This is a genomic window from Mycolicibacterium stellerae, from assembly GCF_003719305.1.
Classification (GTDB): Bacteria; Actinomycetota; Actinomycetes; order Mycobacteriales; family Mycobacteriaceae; genus Mycobacterium; species Mycobacterium stellerae.
Map to the genome: position 1 here is coordinate 26,956 of NZ_RARC01000003.1, position 23,943 is coordinate 50,898.

23 protein-coding genes, 1 other RNA gene and 2 pseudogenes are annotated in these 23,943 nt (G+C 64.8%); 18 read left to right on the plus strand and 8 right to left on the minus strand.

Annotation, left to right across the window (positions count from 1 at the left end; all coding sequences use genetic code 11):
* Positions 1–119 precede the first annotated feature (119 nt).
* From prfB to D6M19_RS05520, 7 genes are read left to right on the plus strand one after another with little or no spacing between them, the layout of a single operon-like run.
* Entirely contained in the window at positions 120–1,235 is a 1,116-nt protein-coding gene (prfB, locus tag D6M19_RS05490; RefSeq protein WP_123024192.1) for a peptide chain release factor 2, read from the plus strand.
* Entirely contained in the window at positions 1,225–2,205 is a 981-nt protein-coding gene (locus tag D6M19_RS05495; protein WP_123024193.1) for a mechanosensitive ion channel family protein, read from the plus strand. Before prfB ends, D6M19_RS05495 begins: the two co-directional genes overlap by 11 nt.
* Entirely contained in the window at positions 2,202–2,666 is a 465-nt protein-coding gene (locus tag D6M19_RS05500; RefSeq protein WP_123024194.1) for an Rv3103c family proline-rich protein, read from the plus strand. Before D6M19_RS05495 ends, D6M19_RS05500 begins: the two co-directional genes overlap by 4 nt.
* A gap of 45 nt (positions 2,667–2,711) precedes the next feature.
* On the plus strand, positions 2,712–3,401 hold the full coding sequence (gene ftsE, locus D6M19_RS05505) for a cell division ATP-binding protein FtsE (protein ID WP_123024195.1): 690 nt from the start codon (positions 2,712–2,714) through the stop codon (positions 3,399–3,401).
* A complete protein-coding gene (gene ftsX, locus D6M19_RS05510) occupies positions 3,401–4,294 on the plus strand; it encodes a permease-like cell division protein FtsX (protein WP_123024196.1) in 894 nt (297 codons plus the stop codon). The genes ftsE and ftsX overlap by 1 nt, the downstream gene beginning before the upstream one ends.
* Before the next feature lie 2 nt (positions 4,295–4,296).
* Positions 4,297–4,791, plus strand: a complete 495-nt coding sequence (gene smpB, locus D6M19_RS05515; RefSeq protein ID WP_123024197.1) for an SsrA-binding protein SmpB — start codon at positions 4,297–4,299, stop codon at positions 4,789–4,791.
* Positions 4,788–5,648 carry an EamA family transporter gene (locus D6M19_RS05520; RefSeq protein WP_123024198.1) on the plus strand — a complete coding sequence of 287 codons (861 nt, stop codon included), beginning with the start codon at positions 4,788–4,790 and terminating at the stop codon, positions 5,646–5,648. The genes smpB and D6M19_RS05520 overlap by 4 nt, the downstream gene beginning before the upstream one ends.
* Positions 5,649–5,655: 7 nt before the next feature.
* Here D6M19_RS05520 and D6M19_RS05525 read toward each other — a convergent pair whose 3' ends face one another.
* The gene (locus D6M19_RS05525; RefSeq protein WP_123024476.1) at positions 5,656–6,387 is read right to left on the minus strand and encodes a GAP family protein; all 732 of its coding nucleotides are present in this window, start codon (positions 6,385–6,387) and stop codon (positions 5,656–5,658) included.
* A gap of 169 nt (positions 6,388–6,556) precedes the next feature.
* Here D6M19_RS05525 and D6M19_RS05530 point away from each other — a divergent pair, with 169 nt between their 5' ends.
* The 4 genes from D6M19_RS05530 (at position 6,557) to D6M19_RS05545 (ending at position 11,461) form a co-directional block, all read left to right on the plus strand.
* Positions 6,557–8,851: a putative bifunctional diguanylate cyclase/phosphodiesterase gene (locus D6M19_RS05530; RefSeq protein WP_123024199.1), complete on the plus strand. Its 2,295-nt coding sequence runs from the start codon at positions 6,557–6,559 to the stop codon at positions 8,849–8,851.
* 47 nt (positions 8,852–8,898) lie between these two features.
* Positions 8,899–9,735: a maleylpyruvate isomerase family mycothiol-dependent enzyme gene (locus D6M19_RS05535; RefSeq protein WP_234834712.1), complete on the plus strand. Its 837-nt coding sequence runs from the start codon at positions 8,899–8,901 to the stop codon at positions 9,733–9,735.
* Between the two features lie 81 nt (positions 9,736–9,816).
* Positions 9,817–10,185: a transfer-messenger RNA gene (gene ssrA, locus D6M19_RS05540) on the plus strand.
* A 379-nt stretch (positions 10,186–10,564) separates the two neighbouring features.
* Positions 10,565–11,461 carry a cutinase family protein gene (locus D6M19_RS05545; protein WP_123024201.1) on the plus strand — a complete coding sequence of 299 codons (897 nt, stop codon included), beginning with the start codon at positions 10,565–10,567 and terminating at the stop codon, positions 11,459–11,461.
* Positions 11,462–11,543: 82 nt separating this feature from the next.
* On the opposite strand, the gene D6M19_RS05550 is transcribed toward D6M19_RS05545, so the two are convergent.
* The gene (locus tag D6M19_RS05550) at positions 11,544–12,584 is read right to left on the minus strand and encodes a zinc-binding dehydrogenase (protein ID WP_164478339.1); all 1,041 of its coding nucleotides are present in this window, start codon (positions 12,582–12,584) and stop codon (positions 11,544–11,546) included.
* A 101-nt stretch (positions 12,585–12,685) separates the two neighbouring features.
* Here D6M19_RS05550 and D6M19_RS05555 point away from each other — a divergent pair, with 101 nt between their 5' ends.
* The gene (locus tag D6M19_RS05555) at positions 12,686–13,312 is read left to right on the plus strand and encodes a hypothetical protein (RefSeq protein ID WP_123024202.1); all 627 of its coding nucleotides are present in this window, start codon (positions 12,686–12,688) and stop codon (positions 13,310–13,312) included.
* A 95-nt stretch (positions 13,313–13,407) separates the two neighbouring features.
* On the opposite strand, the gene D6M19_RS05560 is transcribed toward D6M19_RS05555, so the two are convergent.
* Positions 13,408–15,162: a serine/threonine-protein kinase gene (locus D6M19_RS05560; RefSeq protein ID WP_123024478.1), complete on the minus strand. Its 1,755-nt coding sequence runs from the start codon at positions 15,160–15,162 to the stop codon at positions 13,408–13,410.
* 332 nt (positions 15,163–15,494) lie between these two features.
* Between D6M19_RS05560 and D6M19_RS34140 the strand changes: the two genes are divergently transcribed.
* Positions 15,495–16,307 (plus strand): hypothetical protein, encoded by an 813-nt coding sequence (locus D6M19_RS34140; protein ID WP_206428460.1) that lies wholly within the window; start codon positions 15,495–15,497, stop codon positions 16,305–16,307.
* Between the two features lie 59 nt (positions 16,308–16,366).
* Positions 16,367–16,516 (plus strand): annotated as a pseudogene (locus D6M19_RS34715) (TMEM164 family acyltransferase); the annotation flags it as partial.
* Between the two features lie 154 nt (positions 16,517–16,670).
* Here D6M19_RS34715 and D6M19_RS34145 read toward each other — a convergent pair.
* The 3 genes and pseudogenes from D6M19_RS34145 to D6M19_RS35230 all read right to left on the minus strand — a co-directional run.
* Entirely contained in the window at positions 16,671–17,021 is a 351-nt protein-coding gene (locus D6M19_RS34145) for a hypothetical protein (protein ID WP_164478341.1), read from the minus strand.
* Positions 17,022–17,113: 92 nt separating this feature from the next.
* Positions 17,114–17,434 carry a hypothetical protein gene (locus D6M19_RS35225; protein WP_234834743.1) on the minus strand — a complete coding sequence of 107 codons (321 nt, stop codon included), beginning with the start codon at positions 17,432–17,434 and terminating at the stop codon, positions 17,114–17,116.
* A 60-nt stretch (positions 17,435–17,494) separates the two neighbouring features.
* A pseudogene (locus D6M19_RS35230) lies at positions 17,495–17,992 on the minus strand (protein kinase domain-containing protein); the annotation flags it as partial.
* Positions 17,993–18,144: 152 nt separating this feature from the next.
* Between D6M19_RS35230 and D6M19_RS34150 the strand changes: the two are divergent.
* Complete coding sequence (locus D6M19_RS34150) at positions 18,145–19,140, plus strand: Rossmann-fold NAD(P)-binding domain-containing protein (protein ID WP_164478342.1); 996 nt, start codon at positions 18,145–18,147, stop codon at positions 19,138–19,140.
* Positions 19,141–19,158: 18 nt separating this feature from the next.
* Here D6M19_RS34150 and D6M19_RS05590 read toward each other — a convergent pair whose 3' ends face one another.
* Positions 19,159–19,920: an inositol monophosphatase family protein gene (locus D6M19_RS05590; protein ID WP_164478343.1), complete on the minus strand. Its 762-nt coding sequence runs from the start codon at positions 19,918–19,920 to the stop codon at positions 19,159–19,161.
* A gap of 74 nt (positions 19,921–19,994) precedes the next feature.
* Between D6M19_RS05590 and D6M19_RS05595 the strand changes: the two genes are divergently transcribed.
* From D6M19_RS05595 to D6M19_RS05605, 3 genes are read left to right on the plus strand one after another with little or no spacing between them, the layout of a single operon-like run.
* Positions 19,995–20,999 (plus strand): glycosyltransferase family 4 protein, encoded by a 1,005-nt coding sequence (locus D6M19_RS05595; protein ID WP_206428461.1) that lies wholly within the window; start codon positions 19,995–19,997, stop codon positions 20,997–20,999.
* Positions 20,996–22,699: an alpha-glucosidase gene (locus D6M19_RS05600; RefSeq protein WP_123024208.1), complete on the plus strand. Its 1,704-nt coding sequence runs from the start codon at positions 20,996–20,998 to the stop codon at positions 22,697–22,699. The genes D6M19_RS05595 and D6M19_RS05600 overlap by 4 nt, the downstream gene beginning before the upstream one ends.
* Positions 22,696–23,178, plus strand: a complete 483-nt coding sequence (locus D6M19_RS05605) for a DUF309 domain-containing protein (protein ID WP_123024209.1) — start codon at positions 22,696–22,698, stop codon at positions 23,176–23,178. The genes D6M19_RS05600 and D6M19_RS05605 overlap by 4 nt, the downstream gene beginning before the upstream one ends.
* On the opposite strand, the gene D6M19_RS05610 is transcribed toward D6M19_RS05605, so the two are convergent.
* Positions 23,150–23,851 (minus strand): glycosyltransferase, encoded by a 702-nt coding sequence (locus tag D6M19_RS05610; protein ID WP_234834713.1) that lies wholly within the window; start codon positions 23,849–23,851, stop codon positions 23,150–23,152. The two genes, D6M19_RS05605 and D6M19_RS05610, sit on opposite strands and share 29 nt — an antisense overlap.
* Between the last annotated feature and the right edge of the window lie 92 nt (positions 23,852–23,943).

Below are 23,943 nucleotides of genomic sequence, written 5' to 3' on the forward strand. Positions count from 1 at the left end.
CGCGCGGTCGCCGAGGCTGATTTTCCCACTTGATGCTAGAGGGCGCACCAAGCCAGAGGGTGCACCGGCGCCGCTGCCGCTGGTCAGGGAGAACTGGCTGGCCGGTAACCTGAACTCCCGTGGATCCCGACCGTCAAGCCGATATCGCCGCCCTCGACTCCACCCTCACGACGGTGGAGCGGGTTCTCGATGTCGACGGGCTCCGCAGCCGCATAGAGAAGCTGGAACACGAGGCGTCCGACCCCAACCTGTGGGACGACCAAACGCGCGCCCAGAAAGTCACCAGCGAGCTCTCCCACACGCAGGGTGAGCTGCGGCGCGTCGAAGAGTTGCGCCAGCGCCTCGACGACCTGCCGGTGCTCTACGAGATGGCCGACGAGGAGGGTGGCTCGAGCGGCGACGACGCGCTGGCCGAGGCCGACGCCGAGTACAAGGCGCTGCACGAGGACATCGCGGCCATGGAGGTGCGCACACTTCTCGCAGGCGAGTACGACGAGCGCGAGGCGCTCGTCAACATCCGCTCCGGTGCGGGCGGGGTGGACGCGGCGGACTGGGCCGAGATGCTGATGCGGATGTACATCCGCTGGGCGGAGCAACACTCCTACCCAGTCGAGGTGTTCGACACCTCCTACGCCGAGGAGGCGGGCATCAAGAGCGCGACGTTCGCCGTGCACGCCCCGTTTGCCTACGGCACGTTGTCGGTGGAGCAGGGCACACACCGCCTGGTGCGCATCAGCCCCTTCGACAACCAGAGCCGACGCCAGACGTCGTTTGCCGAAGTCGAGGTGCTGCCCGTGGTGGACACCACCGACCACATCGAGATCCCCGACGCCGACGTGCGAGTCGACGTCTACCGGTCCAGTGGTCCCGGCGGGCAGTCGGTGAACACCACCGACTCGGCGGTTCGACTCACGCACATCCCGACCGGTATCGTGGTCACCTGTCAGAACGAAAAGTCGCAATTGCAGAACAAGGTCTCGGCAATGCGAGTTCTTCAGGCAAAGCTGTTGGAACGCAAGCGTTTAGAAGAACGTGCTGAGCTGGATGCGTTGAAGGGTGACGGCGGCAGCTCGTGGGGCAACCAGATGCGCTCCTACGTTCTGCATCCGTACCAGATGGTCAAGGACCTGCGCACCGAATACGAAGTCGGAAATCCGGCTGCGGTACTGGACGGAGACATCGACGGATTCCTAGAGGCCGGAATCCGTTGGCGCAACACACACGATGAGAAATAGCACCGTACTTGCACTGAATTTGGCCGATAGCTGGAGCGGTTTCTGGCGCGGCGATATCGGCGTCTGGGTTCTCGAGCGGGGCGTTCGGATCGCCCTGCTGCTGATCGGCGGCCTGCTGGCGGCGCGTTTCATCAACTGGTTCGCCAACAGGGTCGTGCGGCGCATCGATGCCGAGTACAGGGAAAGCGACCAGTTGGTGCGTTCCGAGAGCACCAAGCACCGCCAGGCCGTCGCGTCGGTGATCTCGTGGGTGTCGGTGGCGATACTTTTCGTGATCGTCGCGGTCGAGATCACCGACATCGTCGCGATACCTGTGGGCTCGCTAGTGGCTCCGGCCGCGGTGTTGGGCGCCGCGCTCGGCTTCGGCGCGCAGCGCATCGTGCAGGACCTGCTGGCCGGCTTCTTCATCATCACCGAGAAGCAGTACGGCTTCGGCGATCTGGTGTCACTGACGGTCGCGGGTATCGCCGCCCCCGCGGAGGGCACCGTCGAGGACGTCACGCTGCGGGTCACCAAGCTCCGATCCGCCGAAGGTGAGATGTTCACCATCCCCAACGGGCAGATCGTCAAGACGCTGAACCTGTCCAAGGACTGGGCACGCGCGGTGGTCGACATTCCCGTGCCGACGTCGGCGGACCTCAACGCCGTCAACGACGTCCTCCACGATGTCGCGGAAAGGGCGGTCGACGATCCCGCTCTGAAGGATCTGCTGCTCGACGCCCCGCAGATGATGGGTGTGGAGAGTATCGAGCTCGACACCGTGAACCTGCGGATGGTGGCGCGCACGCTGCCGGGCAAGCAGTACGAGGTGGGCCGCCGGATCCGGGTGCTCGTGGTCCGGGCCCTGCGCCGCGCAGGCATCGTGTCCGCCGCCGATGGGCAGTCGCCGAGCATCGCCGCGATACCGCATCCGGCCAGGGCCGCCGGGGCCGAAGAGGGGATTGAGCAACCACCGGAGGACAAGCAATGACCTCCTGGTTCAAGACGAAGCTCGGCGGCCGGATACGGGTGTCGACCGCGGTGATGATCGTCGCGTTCATCGCGCTGTTCTGGGTGCAGCAGACGTTTGAGCCCGAGCCGACTCCTGAAGCGCCTGCGCCCGCGGTCGTGCCGCCCGGCTTCGTGCCCGACCCGAACTACACGTGGGTGCCACGCACGCAGGTTCGGCGGCCGAAGGAACCGGTCTACACGACCACGACCACGACGCCCACGACGACGACGCCGACGACGACCGAGACGACGACACCGGCACCCGGCGACACAGACACCAGCTCCACGACGCCGACCCCGACGACGACGGTGGTTGATCCGGACGGTCCCGGTGGACCGCTTGGGCCGCAGACGCTGACACAGACACCGACCGTGACGACGCCGACGACGACGGCGCCTGCACCCGGCGTGGTGCCCGCCACGCCCGAGGCGCCGAGATAGCTCGACGGAACCTACCTTGTCTCACCGCTACACTGGCGTGCCGTGATGATCACGCTCGACAACGTCAGCAAGCTGTACAAGTCCTCTGCGCGTCCTGCGCTGGACAATGTCTCGTTATCGATCGACAAGGGTGAGTTCGTATTTCTCATCGGTCCGTCGGGTTCTGGCAAGTCGACGTTCATGCGATTGCTGCTCGCAGAGGATTCGCCGACCCACGGTGACGTGCGGGTGTCGAAGTTTCACGTCAACAAACTGCCGGGCCGTCACGTGCCCAGCCTGCGGCAGGTCATCGGCTGCGTTTTCCAGGACTTCCGGCTGCTCCAGCAGAAGTCGGTTTTCGAGAACGTGGCATTCGCCCTAGAGGTGATCGGCAAGCGGCGCGATGTGATCAACCGCGTGGTGCCCGATGTGTTGGAGATGGTCGGCCTTTCGGGCAAGGCGAACCGGCTACCTGGCGAGCTTTCCGGCGGGGAGCAGCAGCGCGTCGCGATCGCCCGCGCGTTCGTCAACCGCCCGCTGGTGCTTCTGGCCGACGAACCGACGGGAAACCTGGATCCCGAAACCAGTAAAGACATCATGGATCTGCTCGAGCGCATCAACCGCACCGGGACGACGGTGTTGATGGCCACCCACGACCACCACATCGTCGACTCGATGCGCCAGCGCGTCGTCGAGCTCAGCCTGGGCAGGCTCGTCCGCGACGAGCAGCGCGGCATCTACGGAATGGATCGCTAGTGCGCTTCGGCTTCCTGCTCAACGAGGTCTGGACCGGTCTTCGTCGCAACGTCACCATGACGATCGCGATGATCCTGACCACCGCGATCTCCATCGGCCTGTTCGGCGGCGGTCTGTTGGTGGTGCGGCTCGCCGACAACTCCCGCGCCATCTACCTGGACCGGGTTGAGAGCCAGGTGTTCTTGACCAACGACGTCTCGGCCAACGACCCGACCTGCGACGCCGATCCGTGCAAGGGGCTGCGGCAGAAGATCGAGGATCGCGACGATGTTCGCTCCGTACGGTTTCTCAACCGCGACGACGCCTACAACGACGCGATCAAGAAGTTCCCGCAGTACAAGGATGTCGCGGGCAAGGATGCGTTCCCGGCATCGTTCGTCGTCAAGCTGGACAATCCCGAACAGCACAAGGACTTCGACGATTCGCTGGCGGGCCAGCCGGGCGTGCTGAACGTGCTGAACCAGAAGGATCTGATCGACCGACTGTTCGCGGTGCTCGACGGGCTGTCGAACGCGGCCTTCGCGGTGGCGCTGGTGCAAGCGGTCGGTGCGGTCCTGTTGATAGCCAACATGGTTCAAGTCGCGGCCTACACCCGCAGGACCGAGGTGGGCATCATGCGGTTGGTGGGCGCAAGCCGCTGGTACACGCAGCTGCCATTTTTGGTGGAAGCCTGTCTGGCCGCCTTCGTCGGGGTGGTCATCTCGATCATCGGCCTGATCATCGTGCGAGCGCTGTTCCTGGAGAATGCCCTCAATCAGTTCTATGAAGCCAATCTCATTGCGAGGGTGGACTATGCCGACATCCTCTATATTGCGCCGATCCTGATATTCGTCGGTGTCGTGATGGCGGGCGCGACGGCCTACGCGACCTTGCGCCTCTACGTCCGAAGATAACCGTGGCCAAGAAAGCCGACCCGACGAGGTCCAGCAATAACCGGGTGGTCGCGACCAACCGCAAGGCGCGGCACAACTATTCGATCCTCGAGACATTCGAGGCCGGTGTTGCGCTGATGGGTACCGAGGTCAAGAGCCTGCGGGACGGCCAGGCTTCGTTGGCTGATGCGTTCGCCACCGTCGACGACGGCGAGATCTGGTTGCGTAACCTGCACATCCCGGAATATCACCACGGCAGCTGGACCAATCACACACCGCGCCGCAACCGAAAATTGTTGTTGCACCGCAAGCAGATTGACGCGTTGGTCGGCAAGATCCGAGACGGCAACCTGACGCTGGTGCCGCTGTCTCTGTACTTCTCCGAGGGCAAGGTAAAGGTCGAGCTCGCGCTGGCCCGCGGCAAGCAGGCCCATGACAAGCGCCAGGACATGGCACGCCGCGATGCGCAACGCGAAGTGACCCGTGAACTGGGTAGGCGCGCCAAGGGCATGACCTGATCGGGATCGCCTTCGCGCTGGCGTCGGCGTTCGGATACGGAATCAGCGATTTCGTCGGCGGGATCGCGTCGCGGCGCGTCGCGGCACTTCGCGTGGTGCTGGTGTCCTACCCGATCGCGCTGATGCTGCTTTTGCTGCTCGCGCTGATCGTCGGTGGGGACATATCGCAGCAGGCGATTCTGTGGGGTGGGCTCTGTGGCGTATCGCAGGCATTCGGGATCTGGTGGTTCTACGCCGCGTTGGGGACCGGCCCGATCGCGGTGGTCTCACCGCTGACGGCGATCCTGGTCGCCGGTATCCCGGTCGGCGTGGGTCTGGCACTGGGAGAGCGGCCGGGGGCGGTCGCCGGCGTCGGCGTCGTGCTGGCGCTGATCGCTGTCGTTCTGGTGAGCCGGGAGGCGACCGACGGGGATGTCACCCCGCACCGGTTCACGAAGAAGGTCGCGTGGTTGACGGTGGGCTCCGGGATGGCTTTCGGGCTGAACTTCGTGATGATCGCGCAAGCACCGCCCGAAGCCGAGCTGTGGCCGTTGGTGTTCGCGCGGCTGGCGGCCAGCCTGCTGGTCCTCGTCATCGCCGCGGTGACGGGGAACGTGCGGATACCGACGGGAACACCGCTGCGGCTGGCCTTGCTCGCCGCGGCACTCGACGCCGGGGCCAACATCGCCATGCTGTTGGCACTGCACGCGTCTCTGCTGTCGCTTGCTGGCGTGCTGATGTCGCTTTATCCGGCGGCGACGGTGCTGCTCGCGATCGTGGTGCTGCGAGAACGGGTCGCTCGGTGGCAGGCCGTCGGCATGGTGCTGGCGCTGGCGGCCGTCGCGATGATCGCCGCGGGCCAGCCCCTGGGCGCGTGACTGGGCCTCACATGCCGCCGAAGCCGTTGACGACAAGGAAGATGGCCACGACGGCGATGATGACGGCGATGAGGTGCCTGCGCCGAGGCAGCACCCAGTCGTGCACGCGCAGGATTACGGCTTGGGTCTTGTCCGGCGCGACCAGCTGACTAAGGAGCGGGATCTCTGCGGACGCCAGCGCCACCACGTGGTAGGCGACCAATGCGACGACCTGCGTGCCCGCGGAGGCACCTGAGGCGAGTATGGCCGCCAGCGCGGCGATGAACTGAAGTGGTGTCGCGAGCCAGGCGCCTGCGACGAACGCCACCCAAAGAGATCCGCCCTGCATCGCATCGCCCGCGCGCGTCGAGAGCCGCGACAATGCGCTCGGTGTCGAGGGCTCCATTGCCGGGGCTTGCGCTTCGACGTCGGGAATCGTCACCCTTGCGCGCCGCCGCGTCGGGAATCGCATGGCGATCATCGCGGCCAACAGGAGGGCAAGCACGCCGATGGTGATCTGAATAACGCCGACAGTGGAGGTCGCGGTCGTCGACTCCAGGTCGTTCATGAAGTCCAGCGCGAGGTCGCGCAGGAGAAAAAGCACGCCAAGTCCGACGCCGAATCCCATGGCCACGCCGCCGATCCAGAACGCGAGCAGTTGGAGCACGGGCCGTGGACGCGAGATGACGAGGACGGTGATCCCGATTCGCAGCGGGTCGGCCATCGCCGCCAAGGCCATCACCAACACCGCGCCCCACACCACGGGCACGCTACCCGGCCGCGGTTGGTGGTGCCCGGTGGCGCCTACCAGGCATCATTCGAGTTTGCTCCGTGGTCGCCCGATTTGGCGACAGGTGGACCGGCACCCCCTCCTGATAGGGCATCATGGCAGATAACAGTTGCGGGACAGCGTCGGAGAAAGAGGTCGGGTGAGGGTCAGGGGCGGCCGGCTGCGGCTTGGCTTGTTTGCCGTGGTGTTCGTGCTGCTCTGTGTCAATGCGGTCGCCCCGTGGGGCGAGCAAACGGCGCAACGCGTGTTCACGGTGCTGCAGGCCATCGCCGGCCTCGGGGCCATCGTGTGCGCACTGGTGGTCATGCGCCGCAAGAGTGGTCTGGCAAGGTTCTGGCGGCTGGCGGTGGTCGCGGCGTGCGTGAGTTCGATGGTCGGCGACCTTCTTCGGTATGCGGGCCGAGACAGCGCCGACGGCACGGCACCGCCCCTTGCCGTCGCGGCATACTTCATGCCCCCGGTGCTCACCCTGGTCATCGCTGTACTCCTGGTGCGCTCCGGTGGTTGCGTGCCCGAAGAGCGCGACGGTCCGATCAAGGGTTCCCGTGTCATCGTGATCTTGGACGGACTTGTCTCGGCCATCACGTTTTCGCTTTTGGTGCTGATATCCGGTTTGGGCGACCGGACCGGCGCGGTCCTGCCCCGGTCGGCCAACACCGCCGTGCTGGACCTCTATGCGTTGCTCGAGCTTGTCGTCGTGGTGACCGCCGTGCTCACCGCGATCACCTATCGCAAGGACCGCGCTTATCGGACGAGCTACCTTCTGCTGGCCGGTGGGGTGGTCACCATCGCCTCGTCGGACCGGATGGTGACCTATCTGCGAACCGTCGGTTTAGAGGGCGCCCAACTCTGGGGGAGCATCGGATTCGTTCTCGGCCTGGTGCTGATCGCGTACGCGGTGCTGGACCTGTCGCCGTTCCCCGCCACCAAGCGTGGGCGAGACGCCGTCGACTGGGTGCAGCTTGCGTTGCCCTACGTCGGGTTTCTCGGAATGGCGGTGCTGTACTCCTTCCACATCTATATCGGAGAGTCGCTGAGCGCGTTCGAGTTGAGCGCCGCGGTCGTGCTGGTGTTGTTGGTTGCCGTCCGACAGATGATCGCCATGCGGTCACAACGTCAGCTGACCGAACGGCTGTACGAGGCGCAGGGCAGCCTCGCCCATCAGGTTCACCATGACTCGTTGACCGGACTGCCCAATCGGCTGCTTTTCGGGCAGCGTCTCGACCATGCGATCCGCTCCGGACCTTTTGTGTTGATCTTCGTCGACCTCGACGACTTCAAGGAGGTCAACGATCGGTTCGGCCACGCAGGCGGAGACGAGCTGCTGTGCGCGGTTGGCGAGCGACTGCAGCGTTGCATCGGCGAGTCCGACACGCTGGCCCGCATCGGCGGCGACGAGTTCGCGATCCTGATCGACGGTGAACTGGAGGCGCCCGAGGTCGTCGCGGACGGCATCCGCGTCGCGCTGCGTGACCCGTTCGCGATACACGGCTCCTCGATCCGCGTCCGCGCCAGCATGGGCCTGGTTCGTCCTGAACCCGGCGAACCGCCGCCCACGTCCGACGATCTGCTCAGGCAGGCCGACGTCTCGATGTATGCGGGCAAGCGGGGCGGCAAGGACACCGCGGTGATCTACCGGCCGTCGCTGGGGGTTTCGACGGACTTCCCGACTGCCCTTCGACAGGCCAACGGTGGCATACCGGCCGGCTTCAGCCTCGTGTACCAGCCGGTGGTGGGGCTTCCCGACACCACGCCCGTCGCAGTCGAGGCGCTGGCGCGGTGGACCGCACCCAACGGGACCGACATTCAACCCGACGCGTTCGTCGCGGCGGCGGAGGCAGCCGGCCTTGGCGCCGCGCTCGACGTGATGGTGCTGGATCTGGCCTGCAGCGAGCTCCTGTCCGCCGGGGTCGACCTCGTCTTGCACGTCAACATCGGTGCGGCGCGGCTGGGTAGCCCGGATTTCGAGCGGGCGGTCCGTCGGACGCTGGAACGCCGTGGCTGGACGCCGAGCCAACTGGTTTTGGAGATCACCGAGACGGTGCCGGTGGTCGATCTCGCCGACGCCGCAGCACAGATCTCACGGTTGAACGCGATGGGTATCAAGGTTGCGTTGGACGACTTCGGCGCGGGCTACAGCTCGCTGACCTACCTGCACGCGCTGCCCGTGCAGATCATCAAACTCGACCGCGGTCTGGCTGTCGGTCCCGAATCGGATCGGATCGAAACCCTGTACCGCTCGGTCATCCGGCTGTGCGATTCGCTGGGCCTCGACGTCATCGCCGAGGGCATCGAGTCGACGGCGCAGGTCGACACGGTTTTCGCCGCAGGGTGCCGGTTGGCACAGGGCCACCTGTTCGGCCGTGCTGTCCCCATCGGCGACCCCCGATTCGGCAGGCCGATCACCGCTGCACGCCAACACAGCGGGGATTAGGGGCAAATCGCGGTCGCTCGCGACGCCGCGAGCGGTACCGTCGGCCCGTGAGCAGCCCCTCGCGTCCAGTGACACGGCTGGACAAATCCGATGTGTTGAGCGGCCTCTTCGCCAGCTGGGACGCGATCGACGGGGTCGTCGATGCCCTGCCTGACGCCGAGTGGAACCGGTCGACCTCGCTGCCCGGTTGGACCGTGCACGACGTCGTCGCGCACGTGATCGGCACCGAGTCGATGCTGCAGGGTGCCGGCACGCCGGAAGCCGATATCGACGTGTCGACGCTCAAGCACGTGCGCAACGACATCGGCGTGCTGAACGAGCGGTGGGTGCGCAAGCTGCGCGACGTTTCGCATGCGGGACTGCGTGAGCGCTTCCGCACGACGACCGCCCGGCGACGCGAGGCGCTGACCGCGATGGGGGAGGACCAGTGGCACGAGCTGACTGCGACCCCAGCGGGGCCCGACAGCTACGGCCGCTTCATGCGGGTGCGGACCTTTGACTGCTTCATGCATGAGCACGACGTCCGTGACGCGGTAGGCGATGCGGACGGCGACTTCACGCGTGCTGATGCCCGGCTGGCGCTCGACGAGATGGCGGCGAGCATGGGGTTTGTCGTCGGCAAGTTGGGCGGGGCGCCCACCGGGTCGCGGGTGCGGCTCGAGTTGACCGGACCGCTGTCACGGACGATCAACGTGGCCGTCGATGAGCGGGCCAAGGTCGTCGACGAATTCGACGAAGAACCGACGGCCACGATCGCACTCGACGGCCTGCTGTTCACCCGGCTCGCCGGTGGTCGGACGAGCGTCGACCACGACGCCATCAGCTACGGCGGCGACGAGGCCGTGGGCAGGCGGATCGTCGAGCATCTCAATTACGTGATCTAGCTGGGACTTTTTAATCCCTGGTCATTGTTGGTCTCAACGGTAGAATGAAATGTCCTGCCGAAAGTTTCGGTAGGGATGCGAGGGGCCGAACGGTTTCGACATCGCGCATCGAATCAAGGGAAGCGTGCCGGTGCAGGCAAGAGACCACCGTAAGCGTCGTTGCAACCAATTAAGCGCCGATTCCAATCAGCGCGACTACGCACTCGCTGCCTAAGCGACTGCGTGTCTGTCAGACCGGGAGCGCCCTCGGCCCGGACCCTGGCATCAGCTAGAGGGACAAACCCATACGTCCGGTCGCGGGATGTACGGGGACACCAAACAGCGACTGGGATCGTCATCCTGACTTGTTTGCGTGATCAGGAGATCCGAGTAGAGACGTAGCGAACTGCGCACGGAGAAGCCTCGAGGAAGTGCCGTTGGACCCGGGTTCGATTCCCGGCGGCTCCACCGGGAACGCCCTGGTCAGACCTAGAAAATCTGATCGGGGCGTTTTTCACATCCACAGTCCATCCACACTCTGATACCTGAACACGGGTATGAGGTGGCTAACTGGGACGCTTCAGCCAACTAGATGGCCCACGGCCGTGCGCCCACCCATAAACCGATGCGAAGCGTCGTCGGCGTCACAGCTGACAGTCGTGAATCGGCGCGGCAGGCTGCAGTCCGTAGTGCTGCACACCACGCGAACGCAACTCGGCAACCTACTCGCGCCTTGGCAGGCCCCTGTCTCTGCGCCCGCAACCGGCCCGACTGTGGCATCGGATTCGCTGACGTCCGCGTAAAGCGGCACAGGCGACTCATATGTCCTGGGTACGAGTAAATTTGGGGGATGCCTCCTCATTGCAGGCGTAGCCAGCGCGCGGCCAGCACTCGATCTGGCCGCCGCTGGGTCGGGCTGGGCGCTGCGGCACTGCTCATCGCCGCCGTCCTGAATGTCGCCCCGAGTGGGGCGCCTGTTGCGTCTGCCGACGACTGCGCCGACGCCGAGGTGGTCTTCGCCCGGGGCACGGACGAGCCCAAAGGAATGGGACAAGTCGGCGATGCCTTCGCCGACTCGCTGCGTAAGCAGGCCGTCGGCATGAACATCGGGACCTACGCGGTGAACTATGACGCAGGCAAGTTGCAGCTGGGCGGGGACGACGGCGCGAAGGACGCGATTTCCCACATCAAATCCGTTGTGTCCGCCTGCCCCAGCACCCAGATCGTCTTGGGCGGCTACTCGCAAGGCGCGAGCGTTGTCGACATCGTGGCGGGAACTCCGGTGGGCGGTATCAAGTGGGGCGATCCTCTACCGCCCACGTTGGCTGACAACGTAGCGGCGGTCGCCACCTTCGGAAATGTGGCGAACCGCGCGGGCGGACCGCTGCCGAGCCAGAGCGCATTGTTCGCCGGAAAGGCCATCGACCTGTGTAACCCCGCCGACCCGATCTGTCACGCGGGTCCGGGAAACTCATGGAGCGGACACACCAAGGGCTACGTCCCCGCATACACCGCGCAGGCGGCGACTTTCGTTGCGTCGAAGTTGTTGGCCGGGACCGGTCAGACGGTGCCCGGGTTTGGGCCGCCGCAGGGGTATGGCCCGCAGGCGCCGGGGTATGGACAGCTGCCGGTGTATGCGTCGCCGCCGCCGGGGTCTGAGCACATGCCGCCGGGGTATGGACAGCTGCCGGGGTACGACCCGTCAACTTCGGGGTACGACCCGTCGATTGTGACGGGCCTGCCTTGACGTCCCCGACCTCGGATTGGTCTCGGCGATTCACTGATGGTGTCCGTTGTACCGCCAGGCCTTCGGGTCGATGGAGTTCGTTTCAGGTCCGCGGGTCGATCAAGGTGACGCCGACAGGCGCGGCGGAGTCGCGCAACGGTAATAGACGCGCGCCTTCGGCCAGTCCTACTTCGCGTTCGACGAGCGCCTGCGGGCGCAACGTGCCCGCTTCGACCAGCCGCAACATGCTCGGATAGTCCGCGCTGGCCATGCCGTGACTGCCGAGAATGTCCAGTTCCCAGGCGATCACACGCTCCATCGGCACCGCAGGGTGACCGTGAACGCTGGGTAGCAGCCCGACCTGAACATGACGTCCGCGGCGCCGCAGGCTGTAGATGGCGTCCGCGCAGGTGGCCGCCGTGCCGACCGCATCGACCGCGACGTGGCTGCCACCTCCAGTGAGCTCGTGCACCTGGGCGACCACATCGCGACCATCGGCGAGGACGGTGTGCTCCGCCCCCAAGCTCCGCGCCAAGGCCAGAGCTGTGGGGGTGCGGTCGACTGCCACCACCTTGGCGCCTGCGGCGACGGCGATCTGCACGGCGCTCAGACCCACACCGCCGACCCCGACCACCGTGATCCACTCGTCGCGTCGTATGCCTGCTCGGGCATTCAGCGCGCGGTAGGCGGTAGCGAACCGGCAGCCCAGTGCAGCCGCCGCGGCATCCTCAACGACATCGGAGACTGCGACCAAGTTGGTGTCAGCAGAGTGCAGGGCCACATACTCGGCGAAGGAACCCCAGTGTGTGAAACCCGGCTGGGTCTGGTCCGGACACACCTGTGCCTGTCCGTTCAGGCACCACTGGCATGCGCCGCAGCCGCACACGAAAGGTGTCGTGACTCGGTCGCCGACTGTCCATCGTCGTACGTCGGCGCCCACCTCAGCTACGACGCCGACCAACTCGTGACCTGGAACGTGTGGGAGATCTACCCCGTGGTCGTGCCCGGCCCATGCATGCCAGTCACTGCGACAAAGACCGGTACTGTGCACCTCCACGACAACGCCCCCGAGTGATGGTGCCGGATCGGCGACCGATCGGACATCCACAGAACCACCGAAATCCTCAAAGACAACCGCGCGCATGGCATCAAGTCTGCTCGCATATGAGCGCGGCTGAGTGGGGCCTTTCTTGTGTCGGAGCGTTGTCACCCGGTTTCTTGTTCAGTCTCTGACACTCTGTGCGGGTGGATCTGATCTGGGGTGTCGTCGCTCTGACGGTCGCGACGTTGACGGTGGTGCTGGCGGTGCGCCGGCTCGTCATGGTGGGAAGCCAATTGGTGTTCTCCCGCTATGTCGCCGTCGGCGGGTTGGTGGCGTTTTCCACGGACCGCGACGACTCCACCGACGTCTACCGCGTGCGGTTCGAGGTGGGTGGGCCCGGGGTCTTTCACAACGTTGCGGTGCAACTGTTTGGTGTGCCGGAATCGGGCGAGGGTTCCGAGCTGGAACGGCCCGCGTTGCGGCACACCATGGCCGCCGGTGACGGTCCGATCGAGTGGACCTTCCGGCTTCCCGGCGAGGCGGCAGAGCGGGCGTGGGTGATGGTGACGTGGGTCCGGCCGTATCTGCAGGGCGTCGAATCCGAGGCGCTTGCGCAACGGTTGCTGACCGGTCGCCTGTACGAATGGCGGTGGTACTCCGAGACGACTCGTTACGTGCGGACCGCGATTCGGTTCGTTGCCCGACGATGGTGGGTGCCGGCCGGCGAGTCGACGCGTGAGTTGCCGCTATACGGGCGGTGGCGGCGCACCTCGTCGAACACCAGCGCCGATCTGTTGGGCCCGGCTGGGAGCCCGCCGCCGATGGTCTAAGCCGTACTCCGCCGGTTTCATCGCGGCCCCGGTGACCGCCCGCGTGAAGTGGACAGTGCTGGCGTTGCTACCGATCCCAACATCGCGGGCTCGCGCTAGGCAGCCGCCTTGAGCGTGATCTCCGAGATTTCCGTCCGGCTTTGGCCATCGGTCGTGCCTAACTTGGAGATCCACACCAGCACATTCGACGTTCTTGTCTGATCGTGTACCTCAATGACGTTATGTCCCGGCTGCAGTGGCGTGGCGGGGGTCAGCTCCGTCGTGTCGACCAACGTGGTCGGGGTTTCGGTGGGCGACGACCGGATCTGCACCTCGGTTCCCGTGCTGGACAAATCGATCGTGACGGCGCTCAGCGCGGTCGGCTCGGACAGATGCAGCAGCAGTCCCTCTCCCTCGATGAAATTCGGAAACGGGACCGGGTCCTTATAGGTGACGGTGGGCCACGATGTTTCCGGGTTGCCGTCGATCGCCAAGTCGGCCTTCTGCGGATTGTCCGGGGAACCACTGGGTGCGAAAACGGTTGCACTCACTGGCTTGATGACCGGTCCTTCGCGAGTCCAGAGGCCGAACCCGTCGGTGAACCACACGACCGCAGCCGCCGCCAACACGATGACACCGACAAGTGCGACGCGCGTCGCAGTCCGTCCGCTTCTGCGCTTCGGGGCTTTGTCACGCGACGATTCGACACGTGGCGGGGACGAGCGTGGTTTCGGAGGAGCGCCGGCTGCGAAGGTGGCGATTGTGTCGGCGTCGAGGGTGGTGCCGTCCCAGACGCCAGTGACCTCGACCTCGTCGCCGTCGGCGAGCTGGACGGTCGTGAGTTGAGTTTGTATCTGGACCGGGAGCGTGGCGGGCATGTTGTCGATCGGGTCATATGGCACTAATTGGAACGACAAGGTCCCGTGCTGACCTTGAGGATCAACAGCGCTCTGCGTGACGGCGTGTGCTGTCCCGTGAACGGCCAAACGCTCGAGACGCTGCGTCCGCGGATGTGCTGAAGCGGTGTCCCGGCGTGGACCCTGCCGCGTCAGGGCTCGGGCAAAGTCGAGGCAACTCGGGTAGCGCTCGCTGGGGTCTTTGGCCAGCGCCCTGCCCAGCACTGCGTCGAGGTGTGCGAGATCGGGTCGGCGGTCCGATATGCGTGGTGGTGGCGTATGCAGATGGTGGCTGATCACGACGGCGCGATTCGAGTCTTGAAAAGGTGGCGCACCGGTCAACAGGTGAAATGCAGTGGCTGCCAACGCATATTGGTCCGCCCGGCCATCGAGCGGCCTGCCCAGGAGCTGCTCGGGGGCGATGTAGCTGACGGTTCCCAACGCGACGTTGTCGTCGGTGAGGTTGCTGACGTCGTCGATCCGGCGAGCGATACCGAAGTCGGTCAACAGCACCCTGCGCCGACGGCCATCAGATGCGGTCACGAGGATGTTCTCAGGCTTGACGTCACGATGGAGCAGACCGCGCTCATGTCCGAAGTCGAGCGCATCGGCGACCGCTGTCACGATTTCCGCGACGTCTCGTTCTGGCATGCCGCCCGGGTAGGACTGTCGGATCAATCGACCTGCGTCAGCGCCGTCCACGTAGTCCATCGAGATCCAGAGTTGGCCGTTGAACTCACCACGATCGAGAACGCCGACGATATGTGGGTGCCGAAGCGCAGAGGCCAATTCGGCTTCGCGTATGAATCTCGCCCGAAACTCTTCGTCGGCGGTTGAGGCCGTGGACAAGATCTTGAGCGCGTCTTGACGGGGTAGACGAGGATGTTGGGCGAGGTAGACCTCGCCCATTCCACCAGTGCCGAGCAATTGCTGGATCACGTAGCCGGCGAATTCCTCACCGTTGTTCAACGGCATGTCCATGAGCCTACAAATCCGGTATGGACATGGTGGAGTTCCAGAGGCCGAAGGCCGTGTTGACGCCGTCAACACCTCTCGCGTATCCGCTGGTCGTTTCAGGTAGTGTCGCTTACTCAGGCCCCGCATTTCCGCAGGTCAGCATGATCGTGAATGCACGTATGTCAATTTGGCGACGACCCACGTCAGGTGTGCCGCGGGGAAAACGTAGGGAAACACCTGATTCGTTTTGGGACAGCAACAAGTAGCGTCCTCCCCCAGAGGGGTCGCGCCCGCACAAACCAAGAGAGGGTTGCCCGATGTCCCAAGCCAAGGTATTGAACAGATCGGCGTTGTTCGTCGCGGCGACCGCGCTCACTGCAGGGTTCGTCGCGGTCTCCACCGCAGCCCCGGCTGGGGCGGAGCCTGCGTGTATCAAATATCTGTGGCCTGGCGGCGGAACTTTGAGCATGGATGTAGCCAATGGGACCCACGCAGTCATCGGTACGTCCAACGACTACGTCGTTGGCACGCCCTTTTACACGCCGGCTAATGCGCCGGGCACGTCACAAGTCTCTTACGGTACTGGTTCTGGCGGCATCAGGAACGGAACCAAGCTCGACTTCACAATAAATTGGACTAGCGGCCCCGGTAACGGAAAGTCGTGGCACTTCACCGGTGACATCGACGCCCAGGGTTTGGCACGTGGCAATGTTGCTACACCTGACGGCGCCGCCGGCTGGAGCAGCACGCAACAGTTCAGTTGCATCGAAAAAGCCGCGCCGCCACCGCCGCCACCGCCGCCACCGCCCAAGCCATGCCCTCCAGGTTCGGTGAAGCCGGAAGTTATTGAACCGGAGAAATGCGCGCCGCCGACGGACGCTGTTCGGATGACGATCGGCGGTGGAGCGCTGCAGAGGACAGTGACCGTCACGAACAACGGGCCTTTGGGCGGTACGTGTGCCTACGACGCGAAGGCCACAAGTGGCGTATTCGCGCCCGGCCTCAACCGTCAAATCAACGTCGGTCCGAATGCCTCGACGTCGATCGACGTCCCGGCTCCTCCGCTGGGCAGCACATACCATGTGACGCTCAAGTGCACCGGTGAATACGACGGCAAGCAGGTCCAGTTCGGTCAAGCCGAGCAGGATGTGAGCAGCTTCTGACAGGCTGCTGACTGCCATTCCTTCGATCGCGACGCTCGTGAGGGCAGCATTCACCTTCAAACGCGATCACGGGAACCAACTGCGGCTACCTCAACAGGAACCCCCACCGCGTCACTGCTGGACGTTTTGGGCCCGTGGCCGGTGTATTTGCTGACCGAGTCGCGATCGTCCTCATCGTGTGGGCCCTGATGACCTGGCCGTGGGAGCGGAGGCCGCGACACGCACACGAAACTCCGAGCGTGGTCAAATTCCGCGTTTACGCAGGTCAAGAATATTTCTGTAGCGGGTTCGATTCCCAGCAGCTCCGATATGAGGCCCAGGCCAGGGACATAACTTCCCGGCCTGGGCCTTTCTGTCACTCCGTTAGATCACGCAGTGCGACGGGTCCACCCCGGGGAGCGGGAAGAAACCGATGCATTCCGGCGGATTGGGAGGCGGAGGCGTCGCCGGAATATCGAGGGGCATGGGGTGAAAGATCCCGGTGCCCAAGTCGACCCAACCGTACTGTCCTCCTGCTCCGCTGTACTCGTAGCAGGAGGTCCACTGAAAGTCTGGCCACGGCGCCTCTCTGGGCATCGGATCGCCTGGGCACCAGGTGGGCCGGGCCTGTGCGGTTCCCGCTAGCCCCAATGCGGCCAGACCCATACCGCCGGACACCAACACGGCCGTTGTCAGCCCGACGATTCCTCGTTTCAGGATGTGGCTGGTGTTCATGTCGTTCCTTCGGTCGGCGCGGCCCCGGTGACCGCCTGCGTGCAAGTGGACAGTGCTGGCGTTGCTACCGATCCCAACATCGCGGGCTCGCGCTAGGCAGCCGCCTGCAGCGTGATCTCCGAGATTTCCGTCTTGGTTCGGTCGTGTACCTCAATGGCGTTATGTCCCGGCTGCAGTGGCGTGGCGGGGGTCAGCTCCGTCGTGTCGGCCAACGTGGTCGGGGTTTCGGTGGGCGACGACCGGATCTGCACCTCGGTTCCCGTGCTGGACAAATCGATCGTGACGGCGCTTAGCGCGGTCGGCTCGGACAGATGCAGCAGCAGTCCCTCTCCCTCGATGAAATTCGGAAACGGGACCGGGTCCTTATAGGTGACGGTGGGCCACGATGTTTCTGGGTTGCCGTCGATCGCCAAGTCGGCTTTCTGCGGATTGTCCGGGGCGCCACTGGGTGAGAAAACTCGGGTAGCGCTCGTTGGGGTTTTGGCCAGCGCCCTCCCCAGCACGGCGTCGAGGTGCCCGAGATCGGGTCGGCGGTCCGATATTCATCGTGGTGGCGTAGAAAGATGTTGGCTGATTACGACGGCGCGATTCGAGTGAAACGGTGGCGCACCGGTCAATAGGTGAAATGTGGTGGCAGCCAACGCAGTCGGTTTAGAGCACCCTGCGCCGACGCTATCAGATGCGGTCACGAGGGTGTTCTCAGGTTTGACGTCGCGATCGAGCAGACGGTGCTCATGTCCGAAGTCGAGTGCATCGGCGACCGCTGTCACGATTTCCGCGACGTCTCGTTCTGGCATGCCGCCCGGGTAGGACTGTCGGATCAATCGACCTGCGTCAGCGCCGTCCACGTAGTCCATCGAGATCCAGAGTCGGCCGTTGAACTCACCACGATCGAGAACACCCATGCCACCGGTACCGAGCAATCCAAGAATTGTGTAGCCGGCGAAGACCTCACCGTTGTTCAACGGCATGCACGAGAGCCTACAAACCGGTGTGGGCAGGGCGGAGGCAAAGCGGCCGAAGGCTGGTCTCAGTCGTTGCGCGCTGCTCGATCGCAGTTCTCCCGATTTGGACCTGACTTCAGCAGTAAGGTCGGCAGGGATCATGCGCCCCGAATTGCTTCGTGTCTGAGTCGAACCCTCGCTATGTGCTTCTCTCCGGCGACGGCGAGGGCCTTGGCAATGCCGTTCTCCATCACCTGCTGCGAAGGGATCCGGAGACCCGGGTGATCGGCCTGTCGCGGCGAGCTCTGGGGGACATCAAAGGGTACGAGGCCCTGGGAGGGGCTGAGCGAGCGCGCCACATCCATCTGCGCATCGATTTGAGCGACGAAGGACAGCGCGCGCAGGCGATCCAAGAGATCCTCGCCCTCGTTCGCGAAAGCGGGGGCGGGCTCGTATCGCTCGTCTTGGTCAATGGCAGTGGCTACTTTGACAGCGATCTGCAAGCCGACCCCGCGCTGAACGATCGTATGGAAGTGCTCAATGTGACGGGACCCCTCGATCTGGTGAAGGGCCTGGCGACGCACTGCGAGGACGATGCGCCGATTTTCTACTTCAGCGGCGTCCTGACCCATCCCAGCATCCGGGACCCGGTGCTCCGCCGCCATGCCGCGTGCAAGAAGCGTGCGGTCGCCGACCTTCAGGCGCTCGTCGGGGACCGGCTCAAGGTGGTCATGCCCGGCGCGTACCGCACCGCGATGCTGACGAGGAACATCACGCGGCAGGACGCTCTCCTGGAGTGGTACGCCGTGCCGATCGCCGATCCCTACGCGAGGGGCGGTCTCCCCGACGTGGTCGCGAAGTACGCGACGTTGGCGCATCACCGATGTGCCACCACCATAATTCGGCCGAGGCTGAGCCGCCTGGTCGTCACGACTCAGACGGCCGAGGAGCTGGCCAACATGCTGCCCGGTGCGATTCGCCGGGCGGCACGGGCAATCCTTGCCGATACCGGGCAGACGGATGCCGACCACGACGCCCGCGTCGACTATTTCAGGCGAACGAAGTTGTACGGCAACGACTTTCCTTACGACCGCATCACCTCGACGCATCTTTGGCCGGCCTGGCTGAGCCGCTCGTATGCGGCCTCCCTCAGCGCCGCTCACCTTCTGCACTGAGGTGCTTCCGCGGGTGTCTCATTCGTTGCGCGCTGCTGCCGCGAGATCGCTCGCGAGGCTGACGAGCTCGGTCTGGATGCCTGGCACGGCCGCCATGGCTCCGGCAGAGTCCAGATCGAGCGGGGCGCCGGCGTAGTCGGTGCATATCGCTCCGGCCGCGTGGGCGATTGCGTGCCCGGCGACGACGTCATACGGGTTGTTATGGGCCAGCACCATGCCCTGGATCTGGCCGCTGACAAGCCAGGTCCACAGCACCGACGCCGCGCCGACGCAGCGAAAGCGCATCGCTCGCCGGTGCACGCTCATGGTCATCTCCAGATACGCGTCCATCCGCGCGCCGCCCCGGTGGAAGGCGTCACCCATCCCGATGATCGCGTCGGAGAACGCGGCGACGTCCGCCACCGCACCCGAGTCGACCCGAATGCCGAGAAACGGCAGGTCGATCACGCCCAGTGTCGGCACGCCGTCCTCGAGTAGGCCGAGCATCACCCCGCACAGCGGCGAGCCGGTCGCATAGTTGATGGTTCCGTCGAGCGGATCGGCGACCCAGACCTTGCCCGTCTCGAGGGGTGCCCCGCCGCCTTCCTCGCCGTAGAAGCCGATGTCGGGAGTTGATGCTGCGAGCGAGCGCTGCAGAGCCGACTCGCTGGCCAGGTCGACGTCGGTGACGAAGTCCTTGGCCGCCTTGTCGATCCGTTTGTGTGGCTTGGCGCGCCCGTCCCGCACAATCGCGACCGCTTCATCCACCGCGGCGTGCGCCGCCGCCATCTCTGCCCTCACGCGAGCATCGTAGTTCCGGGTAGCCTGAGCCCATCTGGTTCCAAGGCAAGGCTGACGGTCCGATCCGAGTCGCCGTGCTCTCGCCGATCGCGTGGCGGACACCACCTCGGCACTACGGGCCGTGGGAGCAGTTCGCTTCGTTGCTCACCGAGGGCCTGGTGGCCGCCGGCCACGACGTCACGCTGTTCGCCACTGCGGATTCGATCACCTCGGCGCGCCTGCGGGCGACGGCGCCGTGCGGCTGGTCTGAGGATGCGACGATCGACGCCAAGGTCGCAGAGTGCCTGCACATCGCGTCCGTGTTCGAAAGCGCCCGCGAGTTCGACGTCATCCACAACGGGTTCGACTTCCTGCCGCTCACGTACAGCAATCTCGTGTCCACACCGGTGGTCACCACGATCCACGGCTTCTCATCCGATCGCATCATTCCCGTCTACAAGCGCTACGACGGTGTGGGCGCGTACGTCTCGATAAGCGACGCCGATCGACACCCGGATCTGCACTACGCCGCCACCATTCACCACGGCATCGATATCGACCGATTCGCAATCCATTCGAGTCCCGGCGAGCATCTGCTGTTCTTCGGCCGGATCCACCCCGACAAGGGCACCGCACACGCGATCGAAGTCGCCCGAAGATGCGGCCGTCGGCTCGACATCGCCGGAATCATCCAGGACCAGAAGTACTTTGACGACGAGGTCGCACCGCACGTCGACGGGGACCTGGTGCGCTACATCGGGCCCGTCGACGCGTCTGATCGCGCCGAGATACTGGGGGCAGCGCACGCGCTGCTGCACCTCATCGACTTCGACGAACCGTTCGGATACAGCGTGGTCGAGGCGATGGCCTGTGGCACGCCGGTCATTGCCAACTCGAGAGGCTCGATGGGCGAGTTGATTTCGCATGGCGTCACCGGTTTTCTCGTCGACGACATCGATTCTGCGGTGACCGCGGTTGCCGCCGCGGGCCGACTCGATCGCCCCGCGATCGCCGAACTCGCCGCCGAGCGTTTCACGGTTTCCGCCATGATCGACAAGTACGTCAAGGTGTACCGCGACGTGATTGGCAGTCGGAAATGACACTGTCCCAACAGGAGTGGTGGAAATCTGCCGTCGTCTACCAGATCTATCCGCGCAGCTTCGCCGACTCGAACGGCGACGGCTTCGGCGACCTGGGTGGCATTGTCGGCCGCCTCGACTATCTGAGGGCGCTCGGGGTCGATGTGATCTGGTTGTCACCGATCTATCGCTCACCGCAGGCCGACAACGGCTACGACATCAGTGACTACCGTGACATCGATCCGCTGTTCGGCACGCTCGCCGAGTTCGACGCGCTGCTCGCCAAGGTGCACGACCTCGGGATGAAGGTGGTGATGGACCTTGTCGTCAACCACACCTCGGATGAGCACCCGTGGTTCGTCGAGTCTCGTTCGTCGCGCGGCACCGCCAAGCGGGACTGGTACATCTGGCGTGACGCCCGTGACGGTGCCGAGCCGAACAACTGGGGCTCTTTGTTCGGGGGATCGGCGTGGGAATGGGAGCAGACCACCGGCCAGTACTACCTGCACCTGTTCGACCGCAAGCAACCGGATCTCAACTGGGAGAACCCACAGGTTCGCAAGGCCGTCCACGACCTCATGGTCTGGTGGCTCGACCGTGGTGTGGACGGGTTCCGGATGGATGTCATCAACTTCATCTCCAAGGCCGAGGGGCTTCCCGACGCAGCGGCGATCCCGGGGCAGCGGTTCGCTCACGCCATGGAAAAGTTCGTCGACGGGCCCCGCGTGCATGACTATCTCGCCGAGATGACAAGCGAGGTCTTCGCCGGCCGCGACGGCGAGTTCATCACGATCGGCGAAATGCCGGGCGTCACAACCGAACAGGCACGTCTGTACACCGATCCCGCCCGGGGCGAGCTCAACATGGTTTTTCAGTTCGAGCACGTGTCCGTCGACCAGGGCCCTGGGGGCAAGTTCGACTACCGGGGTCTGGACTTGGTCGTTCTAAAGAGGTCACTGCATCGGTGGCAGGCGGCGTTGGCCGAAACCGGTTGGAACAGCCTGTATTGGAACAACCACGACCAGCCCCGCGTCGTGTCCCGGTTCGGGGACGACGACCCGGCTTACTGGGCCGCCTCGGCGAAGGCGCTCGCGACCGTTCTGCACGGCATGCGCGGAACGCCGTTCGTGTACCAAGGTGAAGAACTCGGAATGACGAACTACCCGTTCCGACTTCCGCAGGACCACAAGGACCTCGAGGCCGTCAACCACTACACGAATGTGCTTGAAACCGGCGGAGATGAGTCCGCGGCGCTGGCCGGCCTGGCCAAGATCAGCCGCGACAACGCCCGCACACCAATGCAATGGGACGCGGGACCGAGCGCCGGCTTCACCACCGGTGATCCGTGGCTGGCAGTCAACCCCAACTACACCTGGTTGAACGCCGCAGTCCAGATCGACGCAACCGAGTCGGTGTTCGCGCACTACCAGGCCCTGATTCGGCTCCGCCACGAATCACCCATCCTGGTGGACGGCGACTTCACTCCGCTGATGGCCGAGGACCCGCAGATCTGGGCGTACACCAGAGCCACCGCGAACGGGCGCCTTCTTGTCATCGCCAACTGCGGACGTGATCCGAGGACCGTCGAAATCGGCCGAGAATGGATCGGCGCCGATCTGCTGCTTGCCAACCTGTCCGAGACCCCGGCCACGTCGACGTCGTCGTCGGTTGAGCTGGCCGGCTGGGACGCACGCATCTACTCTCTGGACATTCCACATTGAGTCGGCATGAGCGTGATCGCGACGAATCCGGCCGGCCACGAAGCGATCGCCCCCGCGACGCCCTCGGTCGACCGCTTCCGCAGGGCAGCCAAGGCATTCCACGAATTCCGGATGACCTCGAGTTGCCTGCGGCCGAAACCCTTGCCTATGCCCAGGATCTGCTGGACCGCGGCTTGGCCTTCAACGCGCACGAGGTGCTCGAGGCCGCATGGAAGAACGGCCCGGAAGACGAAAAGACGTTGTGGCAATCACTTGCCCAGCTCGCGGTCGGCATCACCCATGTCCAGCGCGGCAACGGCAAGGGCGCGGTCACCGTACTTCGCCGCGCGTCGGCCGGCCTTGCCCTGCACGGCACGGCGCCCTACGGCATCGACGCCTCGGGTTTGGCCGACTACGCCGATGCGTTGATCGACGCCATCGCTGCGAGCGCCGTGATCACGCCGGAACGCCTCAGACCACGTCTGGTCGGCCCACATTAACGGCTGCCGGATGACGTCGCGCGTAACCGCCGGCCATCTCGGGGTGCTGCAGCCTCATGATGAGAGGATCGCGGCGTCCAACTTCGGCTGCGCGACAACCCATTCCGTAGCGCAGTGTGGGTGACGCCAAGAGTCGCAGTAGTGCCGCTGCCAGGGCATCGACGTCACCGGGCCGGTAGACCAAACCCGCGCTGGTTGGTAGCACCAGCTTGACGGTCGCTGGATTGACGGGCGCGACCACGGGGCGGCCGGCTGCCAGAACATCAAGCAGATGTGCCGGCTGTGACGTAGTCCCCGGCACGACGATATCCGCGGCGGCGACGATTTCTGACCACAGGCCGGTCGACATTGCTCTGATGAGGTGCACGTCGGACCCGACGCCCCGCGAAAATGTGCGCCGCACGACCGCGGTGCGCTGACGGCCTGTACCGAGCAGAACCAACTGCGCGCTATAGCGCTGCCGAACCAAGGTGAATGCGTCGGCGAGTTGTTCGCCGTCCGACAGGTCGTCGAACGGACCCGTTGCCACGATGGTCGGCATTTCGGCCAGACCGACCTCCGAGCGCGCAGCTGCGGTGTCGTGGATAGCGAATGAAGCCGCGATGTCGGGATGCATCGAGTCGTCGATGAGGTCGCTCGACACCGGTTCGACACGGTACGGGGGGATGGTCATGGCTCTCAGCATTGCGACCGCCATCGCCTCTGTCGTCGGCGCTGGCGTCCAACCTCGTTGACCGCCAGCACTACTCCCGAGCTACCTGCTAG